15 protein-coding genes and 3 pseudogenes are annotated in these 18,573 nt (G+C 71.0%); 11 read left to right on the forward strand and 7 right to left on the reverse strand.

Going from position 1 to position 18,573, the window contains the following annotated elements; translation table 11 throughout:
* The first annotated feature begins 312 nt into the window (after window positions 1-312).
* The 6 genes and pseudogenes from ACF1DX_RS31060 to ACF1DX_RS31085 all read left to right on the forward strand — a co-directional run.
* Window positions 313-1,191: an ATP-binding cassette domain-containing protein gene (locus ACF1DX_RS31060; RefSeq protein WP_391794533.1), complete on the forward strand. Its 879-nt coding sequence runs from the start codon at window positions 313-315 to the stop codon at window positions 1,189-1,191.
* Window positions 1,188-1,844 carry a hypothetical protein gene (locus ACF1DX_RS31065; RefSeq protein ID WP_391794463.1) on the forward strand — a complete coding sequence of 219 codons (657 nt, stop codon included), beginning with the start codon at window positions 1,188-1,190 and terminating at the stop codon, window positions 1,842-1,844. Before ACF1DX_RS31060 ends, ACF1DX_RS31065 begins: the two co-directional genes overlap by 4 nt.
* Before the next feature lie 433 nt (window positions 1,845-2,277).
* A complete protein-coding gene (locus tag ACF1DX_RS31070) occupies window positions 2,278-3,192 on the forward strand; it encodes an NADP-dependent oxidoreductase (protein ID WP_391794464.1) in 915 nt (304 codons plus the stop codon).
* Window positions 3,193-3,227: 35 nt separating this feature from the next.
* Window positions 3,228-3,707, forward strand: a complete 480-nt coding sequence (locus ACF1DX_RS31075) for a MarR family winged helix-turn-helix transcriptional regulator (RefSeq protein ID WP_391794465.1) — start codon at window positions 3,228-3,230, stop codon at window positions 3,705-3,707.
* 327 nt (window positions 3,708-4,034) lie between these two features.
* Window positions 4,035-5,108: an alkene reductase gene (locus ACF1DX_RS31080; RefSeq protein ID WP_391794466.1), complete on the forward strand. Its 1,074-nt coding sequence runs from the start codon at window positions 4,035-4,037 to the stop codon at window positions 5,106-5,108.
* Between the two features lie 219 nt (window positions 5,109-5,327).
* Window positions 5,328-5,891 (forward strand): annotated as a pseudogene (locus ACF1DX_RS31085) (DinB family protein); the annotation flags it as partial.
* A 338-nt stretch (window positions 5,892-6,229) separates the two neighbouring features.
* On the opposite strand, the gene ACF1DX_RS31090 reads toward ACF1DX_RS31085, so the two are convergent.
* Window positions 6,230-6,826: a hypothetical protein gene (locus tag ACF1DX_RS31090; RefSeq protein ID WP_391794467.1), complete on the reverse strand. Its 597-nt coding sequence runs from the start codon at window positions 6,824-6,826 to the stop codon at window positions 6,230-6,232.
* Window positions 6,827-7,157: 331 nt separating this feature from the next.
* On the opposite strand from ACF1DX_RS31090, the gene ACF1DX_RS31095 reads away from it, so the two are divergent.
* Complete coding sequence (locus tag ACF1DX_RS31095) at window positions 7,158-7,328, forward strand: hypothetical protein (protein ID WP_391794468.1); 171 nt, start codon at window positions 7,158-7,160, stop codon at window positions 7,326-7,328.
* A 260-nt stretch (window positions 7,329-7,588) separates the two neighbouring features.
* On the opposite strand, the gene ACF1DX_RS31100 is transcribed toward ACF1DX_RS31095, so the two are convergent.
* Window positions 7,589-8,764, reverse strand: coding sequence for a site-specific integrase (locus tag ACF1DX_RS31100; protein ID WP_391794469.1), 1,176 nt, complete (start codon window positions 8,762-8,764; stop codon window positions 7,589-7,591).
* A 144-nt stretch (window positions 8,765-8,908) separates the two neighbouring features.
* Between ACF1DX_RS31100 and ACF1DX_RS31105 the strand changes: the two genes are divergently transcribed.
* Complete coding sequence (locus ACF1DX_RS31105; protein ID WP_391794470.1) at window positions 8,909-9,328, forward strand: hypothetical protein; 420 nt, start codon at window positions 8,909-8,911, stop codon at window positions 9,326-9,328.
* A 201-nt stretch (window positions 9,329-9,529) separates the two neighbouring features.
* Here the strand turns inward: ACF1DX_RS31105 and ACF1DX_RS31110 are convergent, their stop codons facing one another.
* Window positions 9,530-9,718: a hypothetical protein gene (locus ACF1DX_RS31110; protein ID WP_391794471.1), complete on the reverse strand. Its 189-nt coding sequence runs from the start codon at window positions 9,716-9,718 to the stop codon at window positions 9,530-9,532.
* 13 nt (window positions 9,719-9,731) lie between these two features.
* Here ACF1DX_RS31110 and ACF1DX_RS31115 point away from each other — a divergent pair.
* Window positions 9,732-10,583, forward strand: a pseudogene (locus ACF1DX_RS31115) (RNA-guided endonuclease InsQ/TnpB family protein); the annotation flags it as partial.
* A gap of 46 nt (window positions 10,584-10,629) precedes the next feature.
* On the opposite strand, the pseudogene ACF1DX_RS31120 reads toward ACF1DX_RS31115, so the two are convergent.
* The 3 genes and pseudogenes from ACF1DX_RS31120 to ACF1DX_RS31130 form a co-directional block, all read right to left on the reverse strand.
* Window positions 10,630-11,163: pseudogene (locus ACF1DX_RS31120) on the reverse strand (formylglycine-generating enzyme family protein); the annotation flags it as partial.
* Window positions 11,164-11,378: 215 nt separating this feature from the next.
* Window positions 11,379-12,224, reverse strand: a complete 846-nt coding sequence (locus ACF1DX_RS31125) for a PaaX family transcriptional regulator C-terminal domain-containing protein (RefSeq protein WP_391794534.1) — start codon at window positions 12,222-12,224, stop codon at window positions 11,379-11,381.
* A 35-nt stretch (window positions 12,225-12,259) separates the two neighbouring features.
* A complete protein-coding gene (locus ACF1DX_RS31130) occupies window positions 12,260-12,895 on the reverse strand; it encodes a GNAT family N-acetyltransferase (RefSeq protein WP_391794472.1) in 636 nt (211 codons plus the stop codon).
* A gap of 114 nt (window positions 12,896-13,009) precedes the next feature.
* Here ACF1DX_RS31130 and ACF1DX_RS31135 point away from each other — a divergent pair, with 114 nt between their 5' ends.
* Window positions 13,010-14,074, forward strand: a complete 1,065-nt coding sequence (locus ACF1DX_RS31135) for an alpha/beta hydrolase family protein (RefSeq protein WP_391794473.1) — start codon at window positions 13,010-13,012, stop codon at window positions 14,072-14,074.
* Window positions 14,075-14,111: 37 nt separating this feature from the next.
* On the opposite strand, the gene ACF1DX_RS31140 is transcribed toward ACF1DX_RS31135, so the two are convergent.
* The gene (locus tag ACF1DX_RS31140; RefSeq protein ID WP_391794474.1) at window positions 14,112-15,602 is read right to left on the reverse strand and encodes a hypothetical protein; all 1,491 of its coding nucleotides are present in this window, start codon (window positions 15,600-15,602) and stop codon (window positions 14,112-14,114) included.
* A 372-nt stretch (window positions 15,603-15,974) separates the two neighbouring features.
* On the opposite strand from ACF1DX_RS31140, the gene ACF1DX_RS31145 reads away from it, so the two are divergent.
* A complete protein-coding gene (locus ACF1DX_RS31145) occupies window positions 15,975-18,383 on the forward strand; it encodes a DUF6185 family protein (RefSeq protein WP_391794535.1) in 2,409 nt (802 codons plus the stop codon).
* Window positions 18,384-18,573: the final 190 nt, after the last annotated feature.

Below are 18,573 nucleotides of genomic sequence, written 5' to 3' on the forward strand. Positions count from 1 at the left end.
GGTGTGGCGAGCGCTGTACTGTGTTCCCTGTTCCCGGCGAGAGGTGAGAACAGGTCATGCCCCAGCCGTCAGCCCGGGTGACAGCCGCGGAGATCTCCCGCGTCGCGGGAGTCACCCGCGCCACCGTCGGCGACCGGTGCCGCCGGCACGGCGACTTCCCGGCGCCCACCGGCGGCACCGGGGCCGGCCCGCTCCACGACCTGGAAGCCGAGAGCTCCTCACCAGAGGCTTCACCCGCCTGTCGGCTCAACCGCCAAGCCCGTCCGCCAGACTGGAGGACCAGCGCGTGGACCACAGTGAGGAGTCGAGGTGTTGCGTTGCGAGGCGGTCGGCAAGCGGTACGGCGGGGGACCGTGGATCCTCAGCGACGTGACCATGGAAGTCGCGGCCGGTGACGTCCTCGCGGTGGTCGGCGGCAACGGTTCGGGGAAGTCGACCTTGCTGAGGATCCTCGTCGGACTGTCGCACCCCACCACCGGGAGCGTGTCGGGCCGGCCACCGCGCCTCGGTTACGTACCGGACCGCTTCACCGTCCACGACCGCATCTCGGCGATCTCCTACCTCACTCACATGGGGCGTGTCCGTGGCCTGTCCGCCTCCGCCGCCCGTGCCCGGGGCCATCACCTGCTGGAGCGGCTGTCCCTGGCGGGCGGGCGGAGCGCACCGCTGCGCACGCTGTCGAAGGGCAACGCGCAGAAGGTGGCACTCGCCCAGGCGCTGCTTGTTCAGCCCGACCTGCTGGTCCTCGACGAACCCTGGTCGGGCCTGGACGCCTCGGCCCACGGTGTCCTCGCCGAGTTCATCGGCGAAGTGGCCGCACGGGGCGGGGCGGTGGTCTTCACCGACCACCGCGAGGCGATCACCGAGGCGCACGCCCGCGGCGCCTACGCCATCAGCGACGGCCGGGTCACCCCGCACGGCGGCCCGCGCGCCGGGAACCGCCCCGCGACGGCCGAGCTGGTCCTGACCGCGCCGTCCACCGGCGTCACGCCGATCGAGGTGGACTGGCCCGCGCTGCCGGGTGTGACGGACACCGCCCGGCGCGGAGGGGAGGTCGTCCTGCGGGTGACGCGGGAGCACTCGGACGCCGTACTGCTGACGGCACTGCGGCACCGGTGGTCGGTGGCCGGCCTGGCCGGGGTCACGGACGAACGCGTCCCCCGGGGTGACGCGAGGGGGACCACCCTGTGATCGCCCTGGTCGGCTACATGTCCACGGTGCTGCTGCTCTCCCAGCGCTACCTCGCCCCGCTGCTGCTGTTCCTCGGTCTGGTCACCGTGCTGACCGGCAGCGACACCGGACCCCTCACCGCGACCTACGCCTCGGTGGCCGGGGCCATGCTGCCGTGCTCGACCTGGCTGACCATGACACTGATCGGCCTCGAGGACCGGGCGCACCGCTCGATCGTCGTCGTCAGCGCCGGCAGCCCTCTGCGCGTCCTGCTCGCGACGGCCGGGACGGCGGCCGTGTGGTGCCTGCTGCTGACGGCCGCCGGCCTGGTGCTGCCGCCGCTGTCCGGAACCCGCACACCTGGCCTCGCGGATCTGGCGCTGGGGGCCGCGGCCCAACTCACCTGCGCCTTCACCGGCATGGCCATCGGACTGGTCTGCTCGCGGCTGGTGTTCCGGCGGCAGGGCCACGCGCTCGTCCTCGCCCTGGTGCTCCTCCTGGCCGTACTGCTGGGCGAAGGCGTTTCCCCGGTCAACATCCTGCTCACCCGCCTCCAGGACGCGCCGGACTCGGCGGACGCCCTGGCGCCCACGGGCGTCCTGCTCGCCGCCGCCGCGGGTCTCCTGGCGGCCGCGGTGGCCATGACCCAGGCGATCACCCGCAGGAGGGCATGAACCCTGCGACGGCGAGCCCGCACCGGCACAGGCCGCCCAGCAGAACGGGTGCGGGCTCGGGGAGCGTCGATACGGCCATGGGCGCTGAGAGCGGTCGTCATCCGGTCGGCGTGAGCGCGCCGGCCCGGTTCTCGTCCTCGCATCGGGCCTTGCGCCGGGCCTCACATCGGGCCTCGCGCCGGTCCTTGCGCCGGTCCGGGACTGCCGGAGCGCCCTGGCTGCCGTGGCGCGGTCGGCAGCGGGCAAGGAACCCGTAGTGCACAGCGGGTACGGCGCTGCGCGCGGGGTGCGGCCCCGGCCGCGCCGGCAGACGGGTTGTCTCCCGGACCCCGCTCGAAACAATTACTTGGCCAGCCACACAATCGGTGCTACTTTTATGTGGCTGGCCACAGAAAGTGGTCGGCGCGGCATCCACGCGAGGAGACCCAGAGTCATGAAGGCCATTGTTTTCGACGCGTTCGGCGGCACCGAGGTCCTGCACGAGGCGGAGATCGACCTCCCTCAGCCCGGCCCCGGCCAGGTCCGCGTGCGGGTACGGGCGGTCGGCGTCAACCCGGTGGACGGCAAGATCCGCTCCGGTGTCATGGAGGCCATCTTCCCCACCACGCTGCCCGCCGTGCCCGGCGGGGAGATCGCCGGTGTGGTCGACGCCGTCGGCGAGGACGTCGACCACCTGAAGGTGGGGGACGAGGTCCTGGGCTGGTCCGACACCGGCTCCTACGCCCAGTACGCCCTGGCGTCCGCGGCCGTCCTCGCCCCCAAGCCGGCCGGCCTGGACTGGACACACGCCGCCGCTCTGCCCGTGGCGAGCGACGGCGCCGAACGCGTGCTGGACCTGCTCGGCGTCACCCCGGGTGAGACGCTGCTGATCCACGGAGCGTCCGGCGCGCTCGGCACCATCGCCGTCCAGCTCGCCGTCGCACGCGGCGCCCGCGTCATCGGCACCGCCGGACCGGCCAACCAGGAGTACGTCACCTCGCTCGGCGCGACCGCGCTGGTCTACGGCGACAACCTGGTCCAGCGGGTCCGCGAGCTCGCCCCCGACGGAGTGGACGCCGTCCTCGACGCCGCGGGCAAGGGCGCACTGGAGGACTCCATCACCCTGCGCGGCGGCACCGACCGGATCGTCACCACCGCCGACTTCCGCGCCCGTGAACTCGGCGTCGTCTTCGCCGAGGGCCCGCAGCGCCGCTCCGCCGCACGGCTGGCCGAACTGGCCCGGCAGGCCGCCGACGGCACACTGGTGACCACGATCAGCGCCACCTACCCGCTGGCGGAAGCCGCCAAGGCGCAGCAGGCCAGCGACGGCGGCCACAACCGCGGCAAGATCGTCCTCACCGTCGACTGACCGATCACCCCCACCCGTACGACCAGGGAGCGACCATGTCCGACACCACCTCACCGGAGCCACCGGACGCGGCGCGCGACGGACGGCTGAGCTACGCCATCTTCCAGCTCGCCCGCGCACACCGCGGCCACGCCGCCGCCATGCTGCGCGCCCTGAACCTGCACCCGGGACAGGAGTTGCTGCTGATGCAGCTCTTCGACCGCGACGGCCGGACGCAGGCGGAGCTCCTGGAGCTTGCCGGCCTCGACCACTCCACCGTCTCCAAGTCACTGCGCCGCATGCAGGAGGCCGGACTGCTCACCCGGGAGCCCGCCGCCCACGACCGGCGGGTCATGGTGGTCAGCCTCACCGATGCCGGCCGCGCCCTGCGGGAGCCCATCGCCGACATGTGGCGCACCCTGGAGCAGATCTCCGTACGCGATCTGACCCCTGACCAGGTCGAGATGTTCACCGCGTGCGCGCGCACCATCGAGAAGTCGGTCAGGGACCACAGCCGGCAGGCATCTGCCGAGTAGTCAGGCACGGCCGGGCGGCCCACCCACCAGGAAGCGCGCCCCCCCTGCCCCGCGCGGAGCGAGGGCGCCCCGGGGGCAGCCCTCGCCGCCCGGGACGGCGAGAACCCTCCGCGGACGCCTCGACGCCGCGTATGAGCAGCGCGCACCGCATCACCGCGGCGGTCGGGGAACGCACGTACACGCACGCCGGCGCGGAGCAGGCCCCCCGGCGCCGCACGGGCGCGGACCCCGCCGTTCCGGCCGGTGCGCCGCAACCGCCCCGCGGAGCGGCCGCGCCGCGGGCTGCTCTTCCTCTCTTCCATCCTTTGTGCCAGCAAGGAGATCTCCATGACGGACGCATTCGCCCCGATCGATGTGGCCGGCCGGCCGATGGCCAACCGCATCGTGATGGCGCCGATGACCCGCAGCCGGGCCTACGGACCGGGAGCCACCCCGACCGATCTGATGGCGACCTACTACAGCCAGCGCGCGAGCGCCGGCCTCATCGTCACCGAAGGGATACAGCCCTCGCCGGCCGGCCAGGGATACCCCAACACGCCGGGCCTGCACGCCCCGGAGCAGGTGGCCGCCTGGCGCAAGGTCACCGACGCCGTCCACCGTGAAGGCGGAGTGATCTTCGCGCAGCTGATGCACACCGGCCGCATCGGCCACCCCAGCCTGCTTCCCGACGGTCTGCACCCCGTCGCGCCCTCACCCGTCGCCGCGCAGGGCCAGGTGTTCACCCACCAGGGACCGATGGACTTCGTCACTCCGCGGGAACTGGACGCCGACGCCATCGCCCGCACCGTCGCCGACTTCACCGACGCGGCACGCAACGCGGTCGCCGCCGGCTTCGACGGAGTGGAGATCCACGGCGCGAACGGCTATCTGATCCACCAGTTCCTCGCACCCAACACCAACCGGCGCACCGATGGCTGGGGCGGCGGCGTCGCCGGCCGGGTCCGCTTCGGTCTGGAGGTCGCCGCCGCCGTCGCGGAAGCGATCGGTGGCCACCGCACCGGCTTCCGCGTCTCGCCCGGAAACCCCTACAACGACATCGCCGAGACGGACGCGGTGGATGTGGAGAACACCTACACCGCCCTGGTCACCGAGCTCGGCGACCTGGACCTCGCCTACCTGCACATGATCGAAGGCGCCGACCGGACACTGACCGCACGCCTGCGCAAGACCTGGCCCGCCACGTTCATCCTCAACCCGCTCACCCACCCCGAGCCCACCGGCCCGGACGCACTCGCCCTCGTCCAGGACGGCACCGCGGACATGATCGCCTTCGGAGCGCTGTTCCTCGCCAACCCCGACCTGCCCGCCCGTCTGGCCGCCCGGGGCCCGTACAACACACCGGACCCCGCCACCTTCTACGGCGGCGACCACCACGGCTACACCGACTACCCGCACCTGTAGGGTGCCGGTCCCTGAGCGGGGAGGTCCGGGCGACGTCCTCGCCCGGACCTCGCGGCCCTCGGCCCGCGACCGGACGACAGCGGCGTCGGCGTACCGCGTCGTCCGGAGCACCACGACGGTGAACAACGACGGCCATCGCCAGGCCTCGGTTCCGCCGGTCGTCGCGGACCACGTACGGGATCTTGAGGCCATGAGCAGCCCATGGCAGGCTCGTGCCGCATGATCGACGAATTCGCGAAGGACGACCTGCACGGGAGACTGCGGCGGGACCGCAAGGCGCTGCTCTGGAAACTCGACGGCTTGTCCGAATACGACGCCCGCCGGCCTCTGACAGCGACCGGTACCAACCTCCTCGGCCTGGTCAAACACGTGGCCACCGTCGAGGCCAGGTACTTCGGCGAGGTCTTCGACCGCCCTTCCCCGGAACCGCTGCCCCGGTGGCAGGACCACTCCGACGGCAGCGATCTGTGGGCGACCGAGGGCGAGACCCGTGATCAGATCATCGGGTTCTACCGGCGCACGTGGGAACACTCGGACGCGACGATCGACGAGCTTCCCCTCGACGCCCCCGGCCACGTGCCGTGGTGGCCGGAGCCTTACGCCGACACGAACCTGTTCGCCGTCATGGTCCATGTCCTCGGCGAGTCCATCCGGCATGCCGGGCACGCCGACATCCTGCGCGAGGGCCTCGACGGCCGGACCGGGTTGCGTCCCGAACACGAGCAGCCGATCGACGAGGAAGCCCGTGCGGCCCACCGCGCGAGGATCGAGCAGGCCGCCCGGGATGGCGACGGCGCCGCTCGGGAGCGGACGGCAGCAGGGGAGCCACCCGCTCCCTGGCTTCGTTCATCTTCGGGAGCAGCGTCTGTCGACGGGTTCCGGAGCCAGTCGGTGATCAGCCGGCTCATGGATGTCGACGACAGATGACGGCACTGTCGTGGCCGCGAACGCGGGACAGCCGGCCACCCGTCAGGACGGCCGGCGACGGTCACATCGGACGCCACACGTGGCCCTGGAGGCCGGGAAGCGAGTAATCCGCCGGCAGACGCTTGCCGAAGCGAGTTCTCGGCACTGCTCGCTTACAGCTCCGGTCTCCGGAGAGCATCAAGGCGACGGCGATCTCACGCCGCTGCAGGTGTCCTCCCGGCCGCGGAACGGCGTTTCCAGTACGCGACGGTCAGCACGCCCAGCAACGGCCCCCACAGGGTCAGCGGCGCATAGCAGAAATAGAACCAGGCGGCTTCCCAGCCGCCGGCTTGGCTGGGGTATTCGGCCGGCAGGTCACCACCTCGGATCGTGGTCCCCCTGACCTGGGAGGCGATGAACAGAAGGGTGAACAGGAGGGTGAGGCTCGCGGCCCCGATGGTGGCCGGAAGGACGGCTGCCCCTCTCGGAACCCGGCGGCCGCGAAGGAACGGGATCCAGCGCGGGAACACCTCACCCCAGCGGGCGATCAGACCGATCGCGGCGAACGCGAAGACTTCGGACAGAACCGACAGGAAGACGACGTACATCCGTTCGCCGAGTCCGTGACCGCCGCCGAACGCGGCCGGGAGCCGCCAGATACTGGAAGGAAGGACGGCCAGGGGCACGGCGTAAGCCACGAGTCGAATCCGCCGTGACACTCCGGCAACGGGCTCGTGGGCCGCCCGCCATGCGACGCGTAATCGTCCGGGGCGAACGGTAGTGGGCTCTTCGGCGTGCTGGAGCTGCTGCATGGGCGGTCCTCGGCTTGGATGAACTGCTGTTCGGCCCGTTCAGTAATAAAGATCCCGGTCACGAGGGCTCCGAGCGTCACTCTGAGGGCCGACTCGGCTCCGCCCGACGGCCGACGAAGTGGTGCGACCAGCGGATGACTGCAGTGCCCGTTTGCCACATGACCAGTACGTTTCACCAAGGGCGGGACTGCTGCGGGGACCACTTCCGCGGCCGGCTGATCGCTCAGGGCCGTGAAGTCTTCGAGCGCGTAGTCACCGACCCGATGCCCTGGCAGAACTGCCCGTCGTCCAAGCCTCCGCAGTCGACGACGTCTGCCCGGAGGGTGAGGACATGCTGGGCATCGCCTGGAACGCACACATCCCGGCGACCGGCGATCAGCTCCCCACGAGCCCGTCCACCATCCGCTACCGGGAGCTGGTCCCCGCCTGGAACTTCGATTTCGACGACCACAACGAAATGACTCGCCGACTGCCCCGCTCGGCAGCTCTCTGCCTGGAGTAAGCGGAAGCCCGCAGTCACAAGGCGACGTCGAACAGCGGAGGGCGGGACCCCCGAACAGCACTGTCCGGCACCCCATCAGGCCGTGAACACGTCTCGGCTGACGAATACGCGACACCTCGACATGCGGGCCCACCAGTCCCGAGTCCGCTGTCCGACCGCGACCCGCAGCAGGACTGCCGGAGTCCGGACGACGCGGCCACGCACTCGCCGCCGGCCCGGGGTCGGACGGTGATGATGGCGACGATCAGGGTGATGTCCGGTCAGATGACTGTCTGTGCACGGGACTTGGCGCGAACGGCGTGCAGGGGGTTGTTCGTCTTGCCCCGGGCGGGCTCGATGTAGTGCTTGAGGACCGTGGGGGAACCGGGTTTCCACCGGCCCTGGGCGGTCGGGTCTCCTCCTGCTTCGGAGATCTCCTGTGCCGGGCCCCGGCGCAGGCCGTGCGCGGTCACCGTACGGCCGCCGGGGGCCTGGACGCCGGCGAGCCGGGCGCGGGTCTTGACGATGTTGCCGATCGCGTCGGGGCTGAGGAAGTCGCCGCGCGGCCCGGAGCGCGGGCGGATGGTGCCGCCGCGGGTGATGTGCCGGAACAGCGGGCCGGACGTGATGCCGTGACGGCGCAACTCCTCCAGCCACGCGCGTACTTGGACGACGGGGCAGAGGGACGGGACCTCCGGGTCGGCCGGTACGAACGTGTCCTCGCCGTGGGCGGCCTGGTCGGTCTTGGAGAACGCCACGCGTACGGTCACGCCGTCGTCCTCCACGGTCAGGTGCTCGACCAGGAGGTTGGCGAGCTCGCTGCGGCGGGACAGCATCCCCCATCCGAGGGTGAGCAGCGCGGCGTCCCTCAGGGCCTTCGGCTGCTCGCGCTCGTCGGCCGCGGTGCAGGTGGCCACCATGGCGGACAGGGCCGCGGTACGGATCGGCGGTGCCTTCCTGGGGGCGCGGCGCCGGGCCCGGTCCCGGGCGTGCCCGCGGAGGAGCTGCCGGGCCTCCTTCGTCCCGGGCTGCTGCCCGTCGGGGTGGGCGGAGCGGATCGCCGACATGTGGACCTGGACGGATGCGGGCGCCAGGTCCCGTTGCACCAGGTGTCCGACGTACTCCACGAATGTCGCCGTGGTGCACGGCATCGGCACCCGGCCGTTCTCGGCGCACCAGGTGCGGAACTGCCCGAGGGCCGAGCCGTAGGTGCGGGAGGTGTTGGCGGGCGGTGCCCCGTCGATCAGGTCGGCCGTCTCCTGCGAGATCCGGAAGTCGGCTTCGGTGTACGTCGGCTGGTCGGCCGTCGTCGGGATCGGGGCGTCCGGCCGGAGGAGCGTGTGCCGGCCGATGAGGGGGCGGTGTGCCGGCGTGTCCGCGAGGGCGGGGAGCGCCCGGTTCTCGTCCTCGTCGACCAGTTCGGCGTCGACCACTTCCACGGCGACGGAGTCGGCCATGTGCCCCTCCCTCAGAATAGCCTCGTATAAGGGAAATTATACGGGGCTGATTTCCAAGGCCCTTCTTGGCGTGGCCCCTGACGGCAGGACACGGACCGCTGCTACCGTTCTCGTCAATTCTCGTCTATTGGTACGGAAGGAATCATGCGTATCACCGTCACGATCGACGATCCCACCGACGACTTCCGGGAGCGACTCCTCGCACTCCTCGAGGAACACGCCGCCCACGTCGACGTCGACGCCACCTGGACCGTCGAGCGTGCCCTGCGGTACTACCGGGCCCTGCCCGCGCGAGCACGGCACATCGTCCAACTGGCCGCCGCCCGCGGCGGTTTCGTCGCCGACGACGAACTCCGCACCGACGGCGGCAGCCTCCGCGGCCACAGCGGCGCACTCAAGCGGGTCCTGGAGCGCGGCGCCCGCGAGGGCTGGTGGCCGGCCGGGATGCGGCCACCGGTCCAGGCGCAGGGTCCCGGCTTCGGAAAGGTCAAGGGCTACTCCATGCCCGCCGGACTCGTGGATGTCTTCTCCACCGCCATCGATCAGCACGCCAAGCAGAAGTGACGTCGCGGTACGCCACGTCAGCGTCACCCCTCCGTCGCAGAAGACCGGCGGGCCGCGTCTTTCCCTCCGCGCCATGATCCAGCCCGTGACCGCGACTCACGTCGCCCCGCGCATGGAAGCAGATCATGAGCGCGGAATACCAACGGATCGATCGGCTCGGGTTCGCGGAGTACCACGGCATGGCCGACATTGTCCTGTCGGTCAGGCGGCGTGGCAGAGCACCACCGGGTCGACCGGTGCCGCCACACGGGCCTCGGGCGCGGGGCGGGCGGTACAGGCGGTGGCTGCGTCCTGCGAGCGGTTCCGCGCGAAGACGACGAGGCGGAGGGCCACGAACCGCCCGATGCCGGCAAGCGCGGAGGCGGACAGGTAGACGGCCTGCTCGAGCATTGCGCCCGGCGCCGCCACCAGCAACGATGCGCAGACCCGCGTCCGCCTCCAGGGCGTGGGGCACGTCCGTGTGCACCGGCACCGGCCCGTACAGGGCCGCGTCAAGACGATCAGCGTGAAGCGCGAAGGCAACCGCTGGTACGCCGTCCTCGCCTGCGACAACGTGCCCGCCGAGGAACTGCCGCCCACCGGGACAAACGTCGGCATCGACATGGGCATCACCCACTTCCTCACCACCTCGGACGGCGAACACATCGCCAACCCGCGCTTCCTCCAGGCGATGGCCGACGAACTCGCCGAAGCGCAGCGGCACCTCGCGACGTTCCCGAAGCGGACCCGGCAGCGCACCAAGCGCCACCGCGCCGCCGCCCGGAAGGTCGCCCAACTGCACCGCAGGATCCGGCGGCAGCGCGCCGACTTCCACCACAAGACCGCCCGCGCGCTCATCACCGACCACGACGTGATCGCGCACGAGCGACTGAACACCGCGGGCATGACCAAGAGCCCCGCACCCAAGGCCGACCCCGAGCAGCCCGGCAGCTTCCTGCCGAACGGTGCCGCAGCGAAGGCCGGCCTCAACCGCGGCATCCTCGACGCGGGTTGGGCGCAGTTCCTCGGAATCCTGGCGAACAAGGCTGAAAGAGCCGGTCGCCTCACGGTTTCGGTGGACGCGCGCAACACTCCCCCGCAAGCGGGAGGTACCCCCACCCGCACGCGCCCCGACTGCGGGCACGTCGCGAAGGAGAACCGTGTCACTCAAGCGAAGTTCGAATGTGTCAGATGCGGGTTCGCAGCGAACGCCGACCACGTCGGCGCGACGAACGTCCTCAACAGGGCCGGGCTGGTCCTCTGCGCGGCGGCTTAACCACCGACGCAGGAAGCCCACGCGTTCACGCGTGGGTGGAGTCACAGACCTCGGCGTCGTAGACGTCCCAGCACCAGTCCCAGACGTTGCCGAGCATGTCGTAAAGCCCCCACGAGTTGGGGCGTTTGCCGCCCACCTCGCGGATGCGCTCGTGTGAGTTTCCGCGGTACCAGCCGATCTCGTCGAGCTCCCCGTAGCGCGGCCCGGTCGTCCCGGCACGGCAGGCGTGCTCCCACTCGGCTTCGGTCGGCAGCCGATACCCGTCGGTGGACGCGTCCCACTCGATGACTTCGTCCTCGGCACGGATGTGGTATGCGGGCGTGAGGCCGGCGCACTGGGACAGGGCGTTGCAGAACCGCGTCGCGTCCCACCAAGAGACGCACTCGACGGGCAACTGGTCCCCACGGGCGGTACTCGGCCGCTGGCCTGTGACCTGTGCGTACAACGCCTGGGTGACCGGGGAAGCCGCGAGCTGGCAGGGCGCGAGTTCGACCGACCAACTGCGCTGTGTCCGCCGGTCCGACAGCGTCACCTGCCCCGGTGGGATGGCGACCATCTCGTTCCCCGTCATCAGGTCCATGATCAGGAGATCCTAACGAGACCTGTCAGTGCGAAACGCCAGAGCCACCCGCGGTTGTCCTTGGCTGACAGGAATCTGCAAGTCGTCGTCCTTCACTGACACGGACAGCCATTGATCATCCTTCAGGGGCAATCGGTCAACGCTCACTGGCACAGGTCAGGTGCCCTCGCGGTGACTTCACTCGACCGGCATGACCTGCGCCGTCTGTTGCGTCTTCAGTGCGTGGCCTGGTCGGCTGTTTCTCGGGTGATGTCGGCGTAGAGGCGGAAGAGGGCCGGGCGGGCCTCGCCGTGGCCGCGTTCTGCCAGGGCCGCCCAGCACCGGGCGACGAGCTTCCGGGCCTGGGCGCCGGGCCAGGGGTGGGGCAGGAGCTGAGGCGGCAGCAGTGGATCGGGCTCCATGGCGCGGGTGAGTTCGGCGGCCAGCTCGACAGCGATGGTGAGAAGTGCGGCCGGGGAGAGTTCGGCAGGGCCGGTGAGCCGGGTGAGGCGGGGCCGGGTGATGCGGCTGAGGCGGTGGTAGCGGTCGGCGATCTCCTGCAGAGGCCACAGGCGGCGGGCGAGTTCGGCAGGCTCCCGGGTGTCGCCCCTGCGCAGGTCTGTCGTGGTGAGGAGGGTGAGCGCGTCGCGGGCGCCGAGGCGGTGGGCTGCTTCCTCGACGTACGGTTCCCATGTGTTGGCGCAGACGTACAGTCCGCCCTGGAGCGGGGCGCCACCGAGGTGGACGAGCGTCTCGCGCAGGGCGTCCCGGGCGGTGCGCGCCGATTCGGGCACCGCGAAGGCGGCCAGGTGCCAGACACCGTCCCAGGGCGCGAGCCCGGCGTCCTGCTGGAATGCGTGCCGCAGGAAGTCCGCGTTGGGGGCGAGGGCACGCATGGTGTCCGGGGTCGCGTGCAGTTCCGCTTTGCGGCCTCGGCCTTCGTGGGTGAACCGGCCTTCGGTCACGAGGCGTTTGACGCACAGCCGTACCTGCTGGTCGCTCATGCCCAGGGTGTTGGCGACGGTGTACAGCTCGTCCGCGCCGACGGTGCCGTCCTCGCGGATCAGCGCGTGGACGAGCATGCGGGTGGGGACCTCGACGTGGTCGGTGCCGGTGCTCACAGTTCTCCCGTCCCTCCTGCCGTGACCGGGCGGTGCATGGTGGTCACCGCGCCGAATCCGAGCAGCCCGCGCAGGTAGGGCGTGTGCTCGGTCCGTACGGCCGTGAAGCCGCGCCGCTCGTACAGGGCCCGGGCGCGCGGGTTGGTGTCGATCACGTCCAGTCTGATCTCCCGGCAGTCCTGCTCCGCCGCGACGGCGGCCACTTCCTCGATGAGGAGGCTTCCGACGCCGCGGCCGCGCATGTCCGGGTCCACGGCGATGCCGTCCATGACGAGCTGTCCGGGGGCCGGGTGACGTTCGAACAGGGCGAGGAGCAGGAGTCGGTGCAGTCCTCGCAGGTGCCCGTAAGCGCGCAGTACGGCGCGGGCCGATCCCCCGGTGAGGGCTCGCCCGCCGTGGTGGTAGCCGGCGAGGCCGACGAGCCGCCCGTCGAGGAGTGCGCAGACCGCTCGATCGGTGTTCAGGTGGGTGGCGATGAAGGACACCGCCTTGTCCGCCGGGTTCAGGGCGGGGCCGAGTTTGCGGCCGAAGGCGTCCCAGTACAACTCGGCCACCCGCCGCTCGGCTCCAGCCGGAACGCCCCGCCGCACCGTCACCGGTCCGGCCCCGGAGCCTGTCGCGTCCAGTCCCATGCCGTGCCTCCTTCCTTCCTGAAACCGAGACTTGAAACTATCAGATACTCAACGACCGTTCCCATAGTGATAGTTTCGGTATCTGCTGCACACCCGAACAGAGGCGGCCCTCCCATGTGTCCGAAGACCCAGCCCCGACGGCGCGGGCTCCGCATCGCCGTGTGGTCACTTGTCACGGTCCTGGTCGTGGCCGTCGGCCTCGTCGGTGTGGTGCTGTGGCAGAACTCCTACGACATGGACGAGCAGCGGGTCGCGATCCGCCACGGTGGCCACACCCTCAACGGCGTACTGGCCGTCCCCAAGGACGGCCGCAAGCACCACGGCCTGGTCGTGTACGTCCACGGCGACGGCCCCGTCGACGCCACCCACGACGACGGTTACAAGCCCATGTGGGAGGCGAACGCCAAAGCCGGGTACGCCTCCCTGTCCTGGGACAAGCCCGGCGTCGCGGGCGCGCCCGGAAACTGGCTCGACCAGTCCATGGACGACCGGGCCGACGAGGCAGCCGCCGCCATCACCTGGGCCCGGGCCCGCCCGGACGTCGACGGCGACCGGATCGGACTCTGGGGCGCCAGCCAGGCGGGCTGGGTCCTGCCGAAGATCGCCGCCAGGACGCCCGTGAGCTTCGTCATCGCCGTCTCGCCCGCGATCAACTGGCTCCAGCAAGGCCGCTACAACCTCCTCGCCGAGCTGCGCGCCGACGGCGCGTCAGCAGCCCGCACCAAGGCGGAGGTCGCCAGGAGCGACACCACCCGCCGGCTGCTGGGACGCCACGCGACCTTCGAGGAGTACGTCCGGGCGATGGGCGGCGACGCGGACGGCATGACCGCCGACCGCTGGGGCTTCGTCTCCAAGAACCACACCGCGGACGCCACGCAGGACCTCCGCGCCCTGCGCGGCGTACCGGTGCTGCTGACCCTCGCGGGCCACGACATCAACGTGGACACCGCCGACACGGAGCGCACGTACCACAAGGTGCTGGACGCGGGCGGTGCGTTGACGGTCAAGCATTACCCGGACGCGACCCATTCACTGCTCAAGCAGTCCATTGAGCAGTCGGACCTCAAGATCACGCTCACCGCGCTCCTCTCCCCCCACTCGCTCTTCGCGGACGGATTCCTGGACGATCAAAGACAGTTCCTCAAGGAACTCGGCCGAGGCAGCCACGCCACTTCATGACACTCCCGCAAGCCCGGCCATGGCGCATGGTGCACGTTCACGTGTACCGCCCGGTGCCTGCCAGGGTGAGGAGCCGGTGCATGTGTTCGGGCGGCAGGTCGGGGTTGCCGGCCGCGGCGGTCGCGACCCGTTCCGACGGGTCGGCCAGCAACTGCGTCAGCTCGCGGACCGGAAGCCGGGGGTGGGTCGCGATCGTGTGGCGCACGGTGGGGTCGGGATCGGCGACCAGGCGGCGGACGAGTTCCACCGGCAGGTCGGGGTCGCGCGGGGCCAGTTGCCGCATCCTCGGGTCGGGGTCGGTGGCCAGGCGCCGGAGGACGGCCGTCGGGAGGGGGAAGTCGTCCGCCGGACGCCACCGGGTCTTCTTCACCGGGCGGTAGGTGCGGTCGATGCGTTCGGCGGTGGCCGCGTCGATCCGGTCCCGGGCGTGCAGGGCCATGGCCGTACGGACGCCGCTGTCCTCGTCGTCGAGCAGCCGGGCCACGACCGGCGCGGGGAGGTCGTCGGACATCGCGGCCGAGGCGCGGAAGCAGGTGTAGGGCGAGTCCACGTGCGGCAGGGGGTCGGCGGTCACCCACGGCAGGCGCAGTGCCCGCAATTGCAGATGCGCCATCTCGCTCATGATCTGCTGTTCGAGCGCGTCGTCGTCCAGGCCGGCGTGGAGATCGGTGAGCCAGTCCCGTGGGGGCACGTCGGACAGGAGCCGTGCGTGGATCGTGGCGCGGGTCGGCTCAGGGGTGTCCCGGCGTGCGAAGACGCGGAGTCTGACCTGCGGGTTGGAGTCTTCGGCAAGGACGTCGCGCAGCAGCGGTGGGAGGTCGGGGTGCCCGGCGAGTTCCTCCCGCACCTCAGGGGTCGGGTCGTCGGCCAGCCGGCGGGCCGTGTCGGCGTCGAGGGTGCAGTGGCGCACCGCCCCGGCGCGCGTGACCGGGTCGGCCAGCAGCGCCGGGATCAGGTCGGCGGGCGGTACGGGATGAGGAAGCCGCGCGTAGTAGGTCGCGCAGGCTCGTGCCCGCACCACGCCCTCGGGATCCGTCAGCAGAGTCCGGCGTATCGCTTCCGGGGCCCGCGTCCACCACCGGGCGAGCGTCGCCCGTACCTCCGGCTCCGGGTCGGCCGCCAGCCGGGCGCGCAGATCCTCCGGCATCCGGTCGCTCTGCGCCAGCCACTCCCGCACCCGCGGCTCGCTGTCGCCGAGCAGCCGCTCGAACAACTCGCGCGGTGCGCCGCCGTCCGCGCCGACCACCACGGCCTCCCGTATCGTCGGATCCGGGTGCTCGGCGAGCGTCATCCGGAAGGCGTCCGGCAGGCTGCGGTTGAGCGCGAGCGAATGTGTGAGCCGGTGATCGTCCAGGGCGATGAGCTCGGCGATCATGTCGTCGGTCAGATCCGGGCGCCCGGCGACGCCGCGACGGCTCTTGCGATGGGCGAAGAGGCGACGGACGTACTCGGGCGGCAACGCGGGATTCTCCGCGAGTCCTTCCAGCACCTTGTCGAGGTGGACCGGCGGCGGTGCGGCATCCGACATGACGCATGACCCTTCTGGCTCGGCGAGTCGACCGCCGAGTCTTCCATGTGCGGTGCCCGCGGTCCCCGCTTCGAGCGGCCGGGCGTCCGACAGGGCCCGTATCTGTCCGGCTCCGCTCACCGCCGACGCTCCGCATGCCTGACCAGGGCGGCTTCCATCGGCCCCACCCCGAGTCTCGCGGTGGGAGGGTGGGCAGGGTCCGCCGGAACAGTCGGCAGCCGCGCGTCTGCCGACCGTCGGACCTGCGGCCCTGGTCTCCGTCGGCACGCTCGGTCGCAATCCCGCAGTCGGGGGAGTGAGACAAACCTTCCGGTGGCATGACGTCTGAGGGACGGAGGGGAGCGGGGGCGGATTGTGCGGCTGATCGTCGTGATGCTGGTGACTCTGGTGTGTTGGCTGACGTCACCAGCGGAGGCGTACGGTGTTGCGGGAATCGCGGGCGACTGCGCCGTTCGCCGGCTCGCCTCCGCACACGTCTCCGCGTCTCTGCGCCTGCTCCACCACGGCCGTACGCACAGCAGAGCCGAGAGCGTGATGACCGTGCGCGTGCCCGCGTCGTGGCCACTGGCGCCGAAACTCCTGATGAGTGAGGACAGCGGCGCGTACCGGCAGGCCCTGCGCTGCCTGGTGCGAGAGGAAACCGATGCCCAGCGGCTCCGCCCGGACGAGTGGAGAAAGGCCCCTCCCCGCATCACCTCCGACGGCAAGGAGGTGCGTATCCGGATGGAGACGTACGCCTGGGTCGACGAACGCCATGTGGCGCTCGGGCCCTGGCGGATCGAGACGGGATTCACCCGCTGGACCATCCGGTTCAAGGCACCCGGGGCCCTGCAGGCCGCGCGGTGGGACACCATTGAAATCGACCCGGGCACGCCGGGCGCGGAGTGGGCACGGCCCGAGCCGTCGGCCGGCCGAGGCACCCACGCCCTGGTGTGGAAGCCCTCGACGGGGTCGGCGCGATCGATTCCCGAGATCGAGGTACGAACGACCCCGCCCTGGCAGCGGGCGTGGGCGGCACGCGACGGCCGCGACATGAACAACGTCAGTGTGTTGGGCGGCTTCCTCTGGATGGTGGGGATCGCTGCGGTCGCCACCATGGCGGCCCGATCGGCCCGGAGTCGACCGGCGGGCGCGCTGGGCACGCCGGAGGAAACGGGTGCCGCTCGACGATTGGTCGGCTGGGTGTGGCTGAGTCCCGCCCTCGCCTTCCTGAACGGGTTCCGGATCGGCCCACCCGACACAGGGGTTGTCCTGGGGGTCGCCCTGTGGGCGGGGACGGCTGTCGCCATCGCCGCACTGTGCCGGGGACCCGCCGTCGTGGCGGTCACCGGAACTCTCGGAGTCGCGGCCGTCATCCCAGCCCTTGTCTCCTCCTCCACCGGAGCCCTCATCACGGCGGACGTGCTCGCTCAGTCGGCCCTGCTCTGTGGCGCCCTCGCCTGGGCCCGGCAGTTGTCGGCGCCTCACCGGCGGCCCGGACTCCCCGTGCTGGTCCCGTTGTCCATGGCACTGGCGGCCGTACTGGTCGGCTGTCATCTGTGGCTGTCGGAGCGCGAGTGGGACCGTGTGTCCTGGCTCAGTGACCCGACCACCGACGAGTACGCCACGCGGCACGGCGAGCATCTGACCAGCGGGCTGCACGAGCTGGCAGCCGATGGTGCCACCTGGCTGCTCGGCTACGACTCCTTGCTGACAGCGCTGGCGATCGCCGCACTGCTGCGGGCACGAGGCACCGCACCACAGTCCCGGCACACCGCCCCGGCCACGCCGGACGTCCTGCTGATGCTGCTGCTCTACACGGTTGTCGTCACACCCCCGATCGGGTTCTACCTCAACAACAGTGCCCTTGCATGGCTTCCGATCGGCCTGGATATCGCCTCGCTGGGATTGCTCCTCATCGTCGGCGGCCGACGCTCGACGCTCGCACAACGCCTGGACGTCTCCGGACGGCCGCTGCGCGAACTCTTCGCCGAGGCACACCGCGTGGATTTCCTCCACCGCGCCCGCCAGTACCGGGAACTGCACGCCACCTTGCGCCGGCTGGACCACGGCCAGTCCGACGAGACGACGATGACCCGGGCCGCGGTGGAGCGTCGGCTGCGTGGACTTCACCGCTGGCGGACGCCCCGGCACACCAACGGACCGGCCTCGGACCGGCTCCCCTCAGACGTGACCGTCGTCGACGTCGTCCTGGCCTGGGGACCACGCGCGACCTGGTGGGAGAACGGCCACCGAGCCGCCACCTACGCCGCCCTCCTCGCCGTCCCGGCGAGCGCACTGATGACATGGCGGACCTGGATCGAGAACGGCTCGTGGGAGCAGACCTCATGGGGCGCGGCGGACACAGCGCTCACGCTGTTGCTCTGGGAACTGGGGTGGGTCGGCGCCGGCTTTCTGCTGGGAGCCCTGTGGCGGCTGTTGCCTGGGCGCCGCGGCCCTGCTCGCGCCCTGGGCCTCGGATTGGCGTACGCCCTGCCCACCGGCCTCGACTCGCTGGCTCGCCTCGCCACCGACGAAAGTCAGGGCGACGCCGCGCTGGACGTGTCCCTCACCCTGCTGATCCTCACCATCACCGCACTCGCCATGGACCTGGAGACCTTCCGCGGAGAACGACGTTACTGGCCGTCACAGCTCAGTCTCCTGCTGTCCGTCTACCAGATGCGCTACCTCGCCCTGCAGGCCGCGTATCTCATCGCCCAGATCGTCGCCGCCATCACCATCTGGCAGTTCGTCACCGACAGCGGTGGGCCGACGGAGACTCCGGTCAAGTTCCAGCCGTGAAGCGACGGCATCGCTCTCGACGTGGATCTGCCCGTAAGTACAGGAGGGGCGGCGAAGTGGTCGGACCGTCGGGGGGGGTGGGGGGTTTTAAGGCGGGGGTTAAAACCAACCACCCCCCCCCCCCCACCCCCCCCCCCCCCCCCCACTGAGCCCAAAACAAAACGCGGGGGAAAAAGGGGGGGGAAAAACC

The organism is Streptomyces sp. NPDC014676 (assembly GCF_043084105.1).
Classification (GTDB): domain Bacteria; phylum Actinomycetota; class Actinomycetes; order Streptomycetales; family Streptomycetaceae; genus Streptomyces.

Bases quoted from the DNA above. Each gene is read 5' to 3' on its own strand.
- ACF1DX_RS31105 (WP_391794470.1), top strand. From the start codon at position 8,909: ATGCGTATCACCGTCACGATCGACGATCCCACCGACGACTTCCGGGAG.
- ACF1DX_RS31130 (WP_391794472.1), bottom strand. From the start codon at position 12,895: ATGGGACTGGACGCGACAGGCTCCGGGGCCGGACCGGTGACGGTGCGG.
- ACF1DX_RS31090 (WP_391794467.1), bottom strand. From the start codon at position 6,826: ATGCAGCAGCTCCAGCACGCCGAAGAGCCCACTACCGTTCGCCCCGGA.
- ACF1DX_RS31095 (WP_391794468.1), top strand. From the start codon at position 7,158: ATGCTGGGCATCGCCTGGAACGCACACATCCCGGCGACCGGCGATCAG.
- ACF1DX_RS31145 (WP_391794535.1), top strand. From the start codon at position 15,975: ATGCTGGTGACTCTGGTGTGTTGGCTGACGTCACCAGCGGAGGCGTAC.
- ACF1DX_RS31100 (WP_391794469.1), bottom strand. From the start codon at position 8,764: ATGGCCGACTCCGTCGCCGTGGAAGTGGTCGACGCCGAACTGGTCGAC.
- ACF1DX_RS31080 (WP_391794466.1), top strand. From the start codon at position 4,035: ATGACGGACGCATTCGCCCCGATCGATGTGGCCGGCCGGCCGATGGCC.
- ACF1DX_RS31075 (WP_391794465.1), top strand. From the start codon at position 3,228: ATGTCCGACACCACCTCACCGGAGCCACCGGACGCGGCGCGCGACGGA.
- ACF1DX_RS31110 (WP_391794471.1), bottom strand. From the start codon at position 9,718: ATGCTCGAGCAGGCCGTCTACCTGTCCGCCTCCGCGCTTGCCGGCATC.
- ACF1DX_RS31070 (WP_391794464.1), top strand. From the start codon at position 2,278: ATGAAGGCCATTGTTTTCGACGCGTTCGGCGGCACCGAGGTCCTGCAC.
- ACF1DX_RS31135 (WP_391794473.1), top strand. From the start codon at position 13,010: ATGTGTCCGAAGACCCAGCCCCGACGGCGCGGGCTCCGCATCGCCGTG.
- ACF1DX_RS31125 (WP_391794534.1), bottom strand. From the start codon at position 12,224: ATGCTCGTCCACGCGCTGATCCGCGAGGACGGCACCGTCGGCGCGGAC.
- ACF1DX_RS31140 (WP_391794474.1), bottom strand. From the start codon at position 15,602: ATGTCGGATGCCGCACCGCCGCCGGTCCACCTCGACAAGGTGCTGGAA.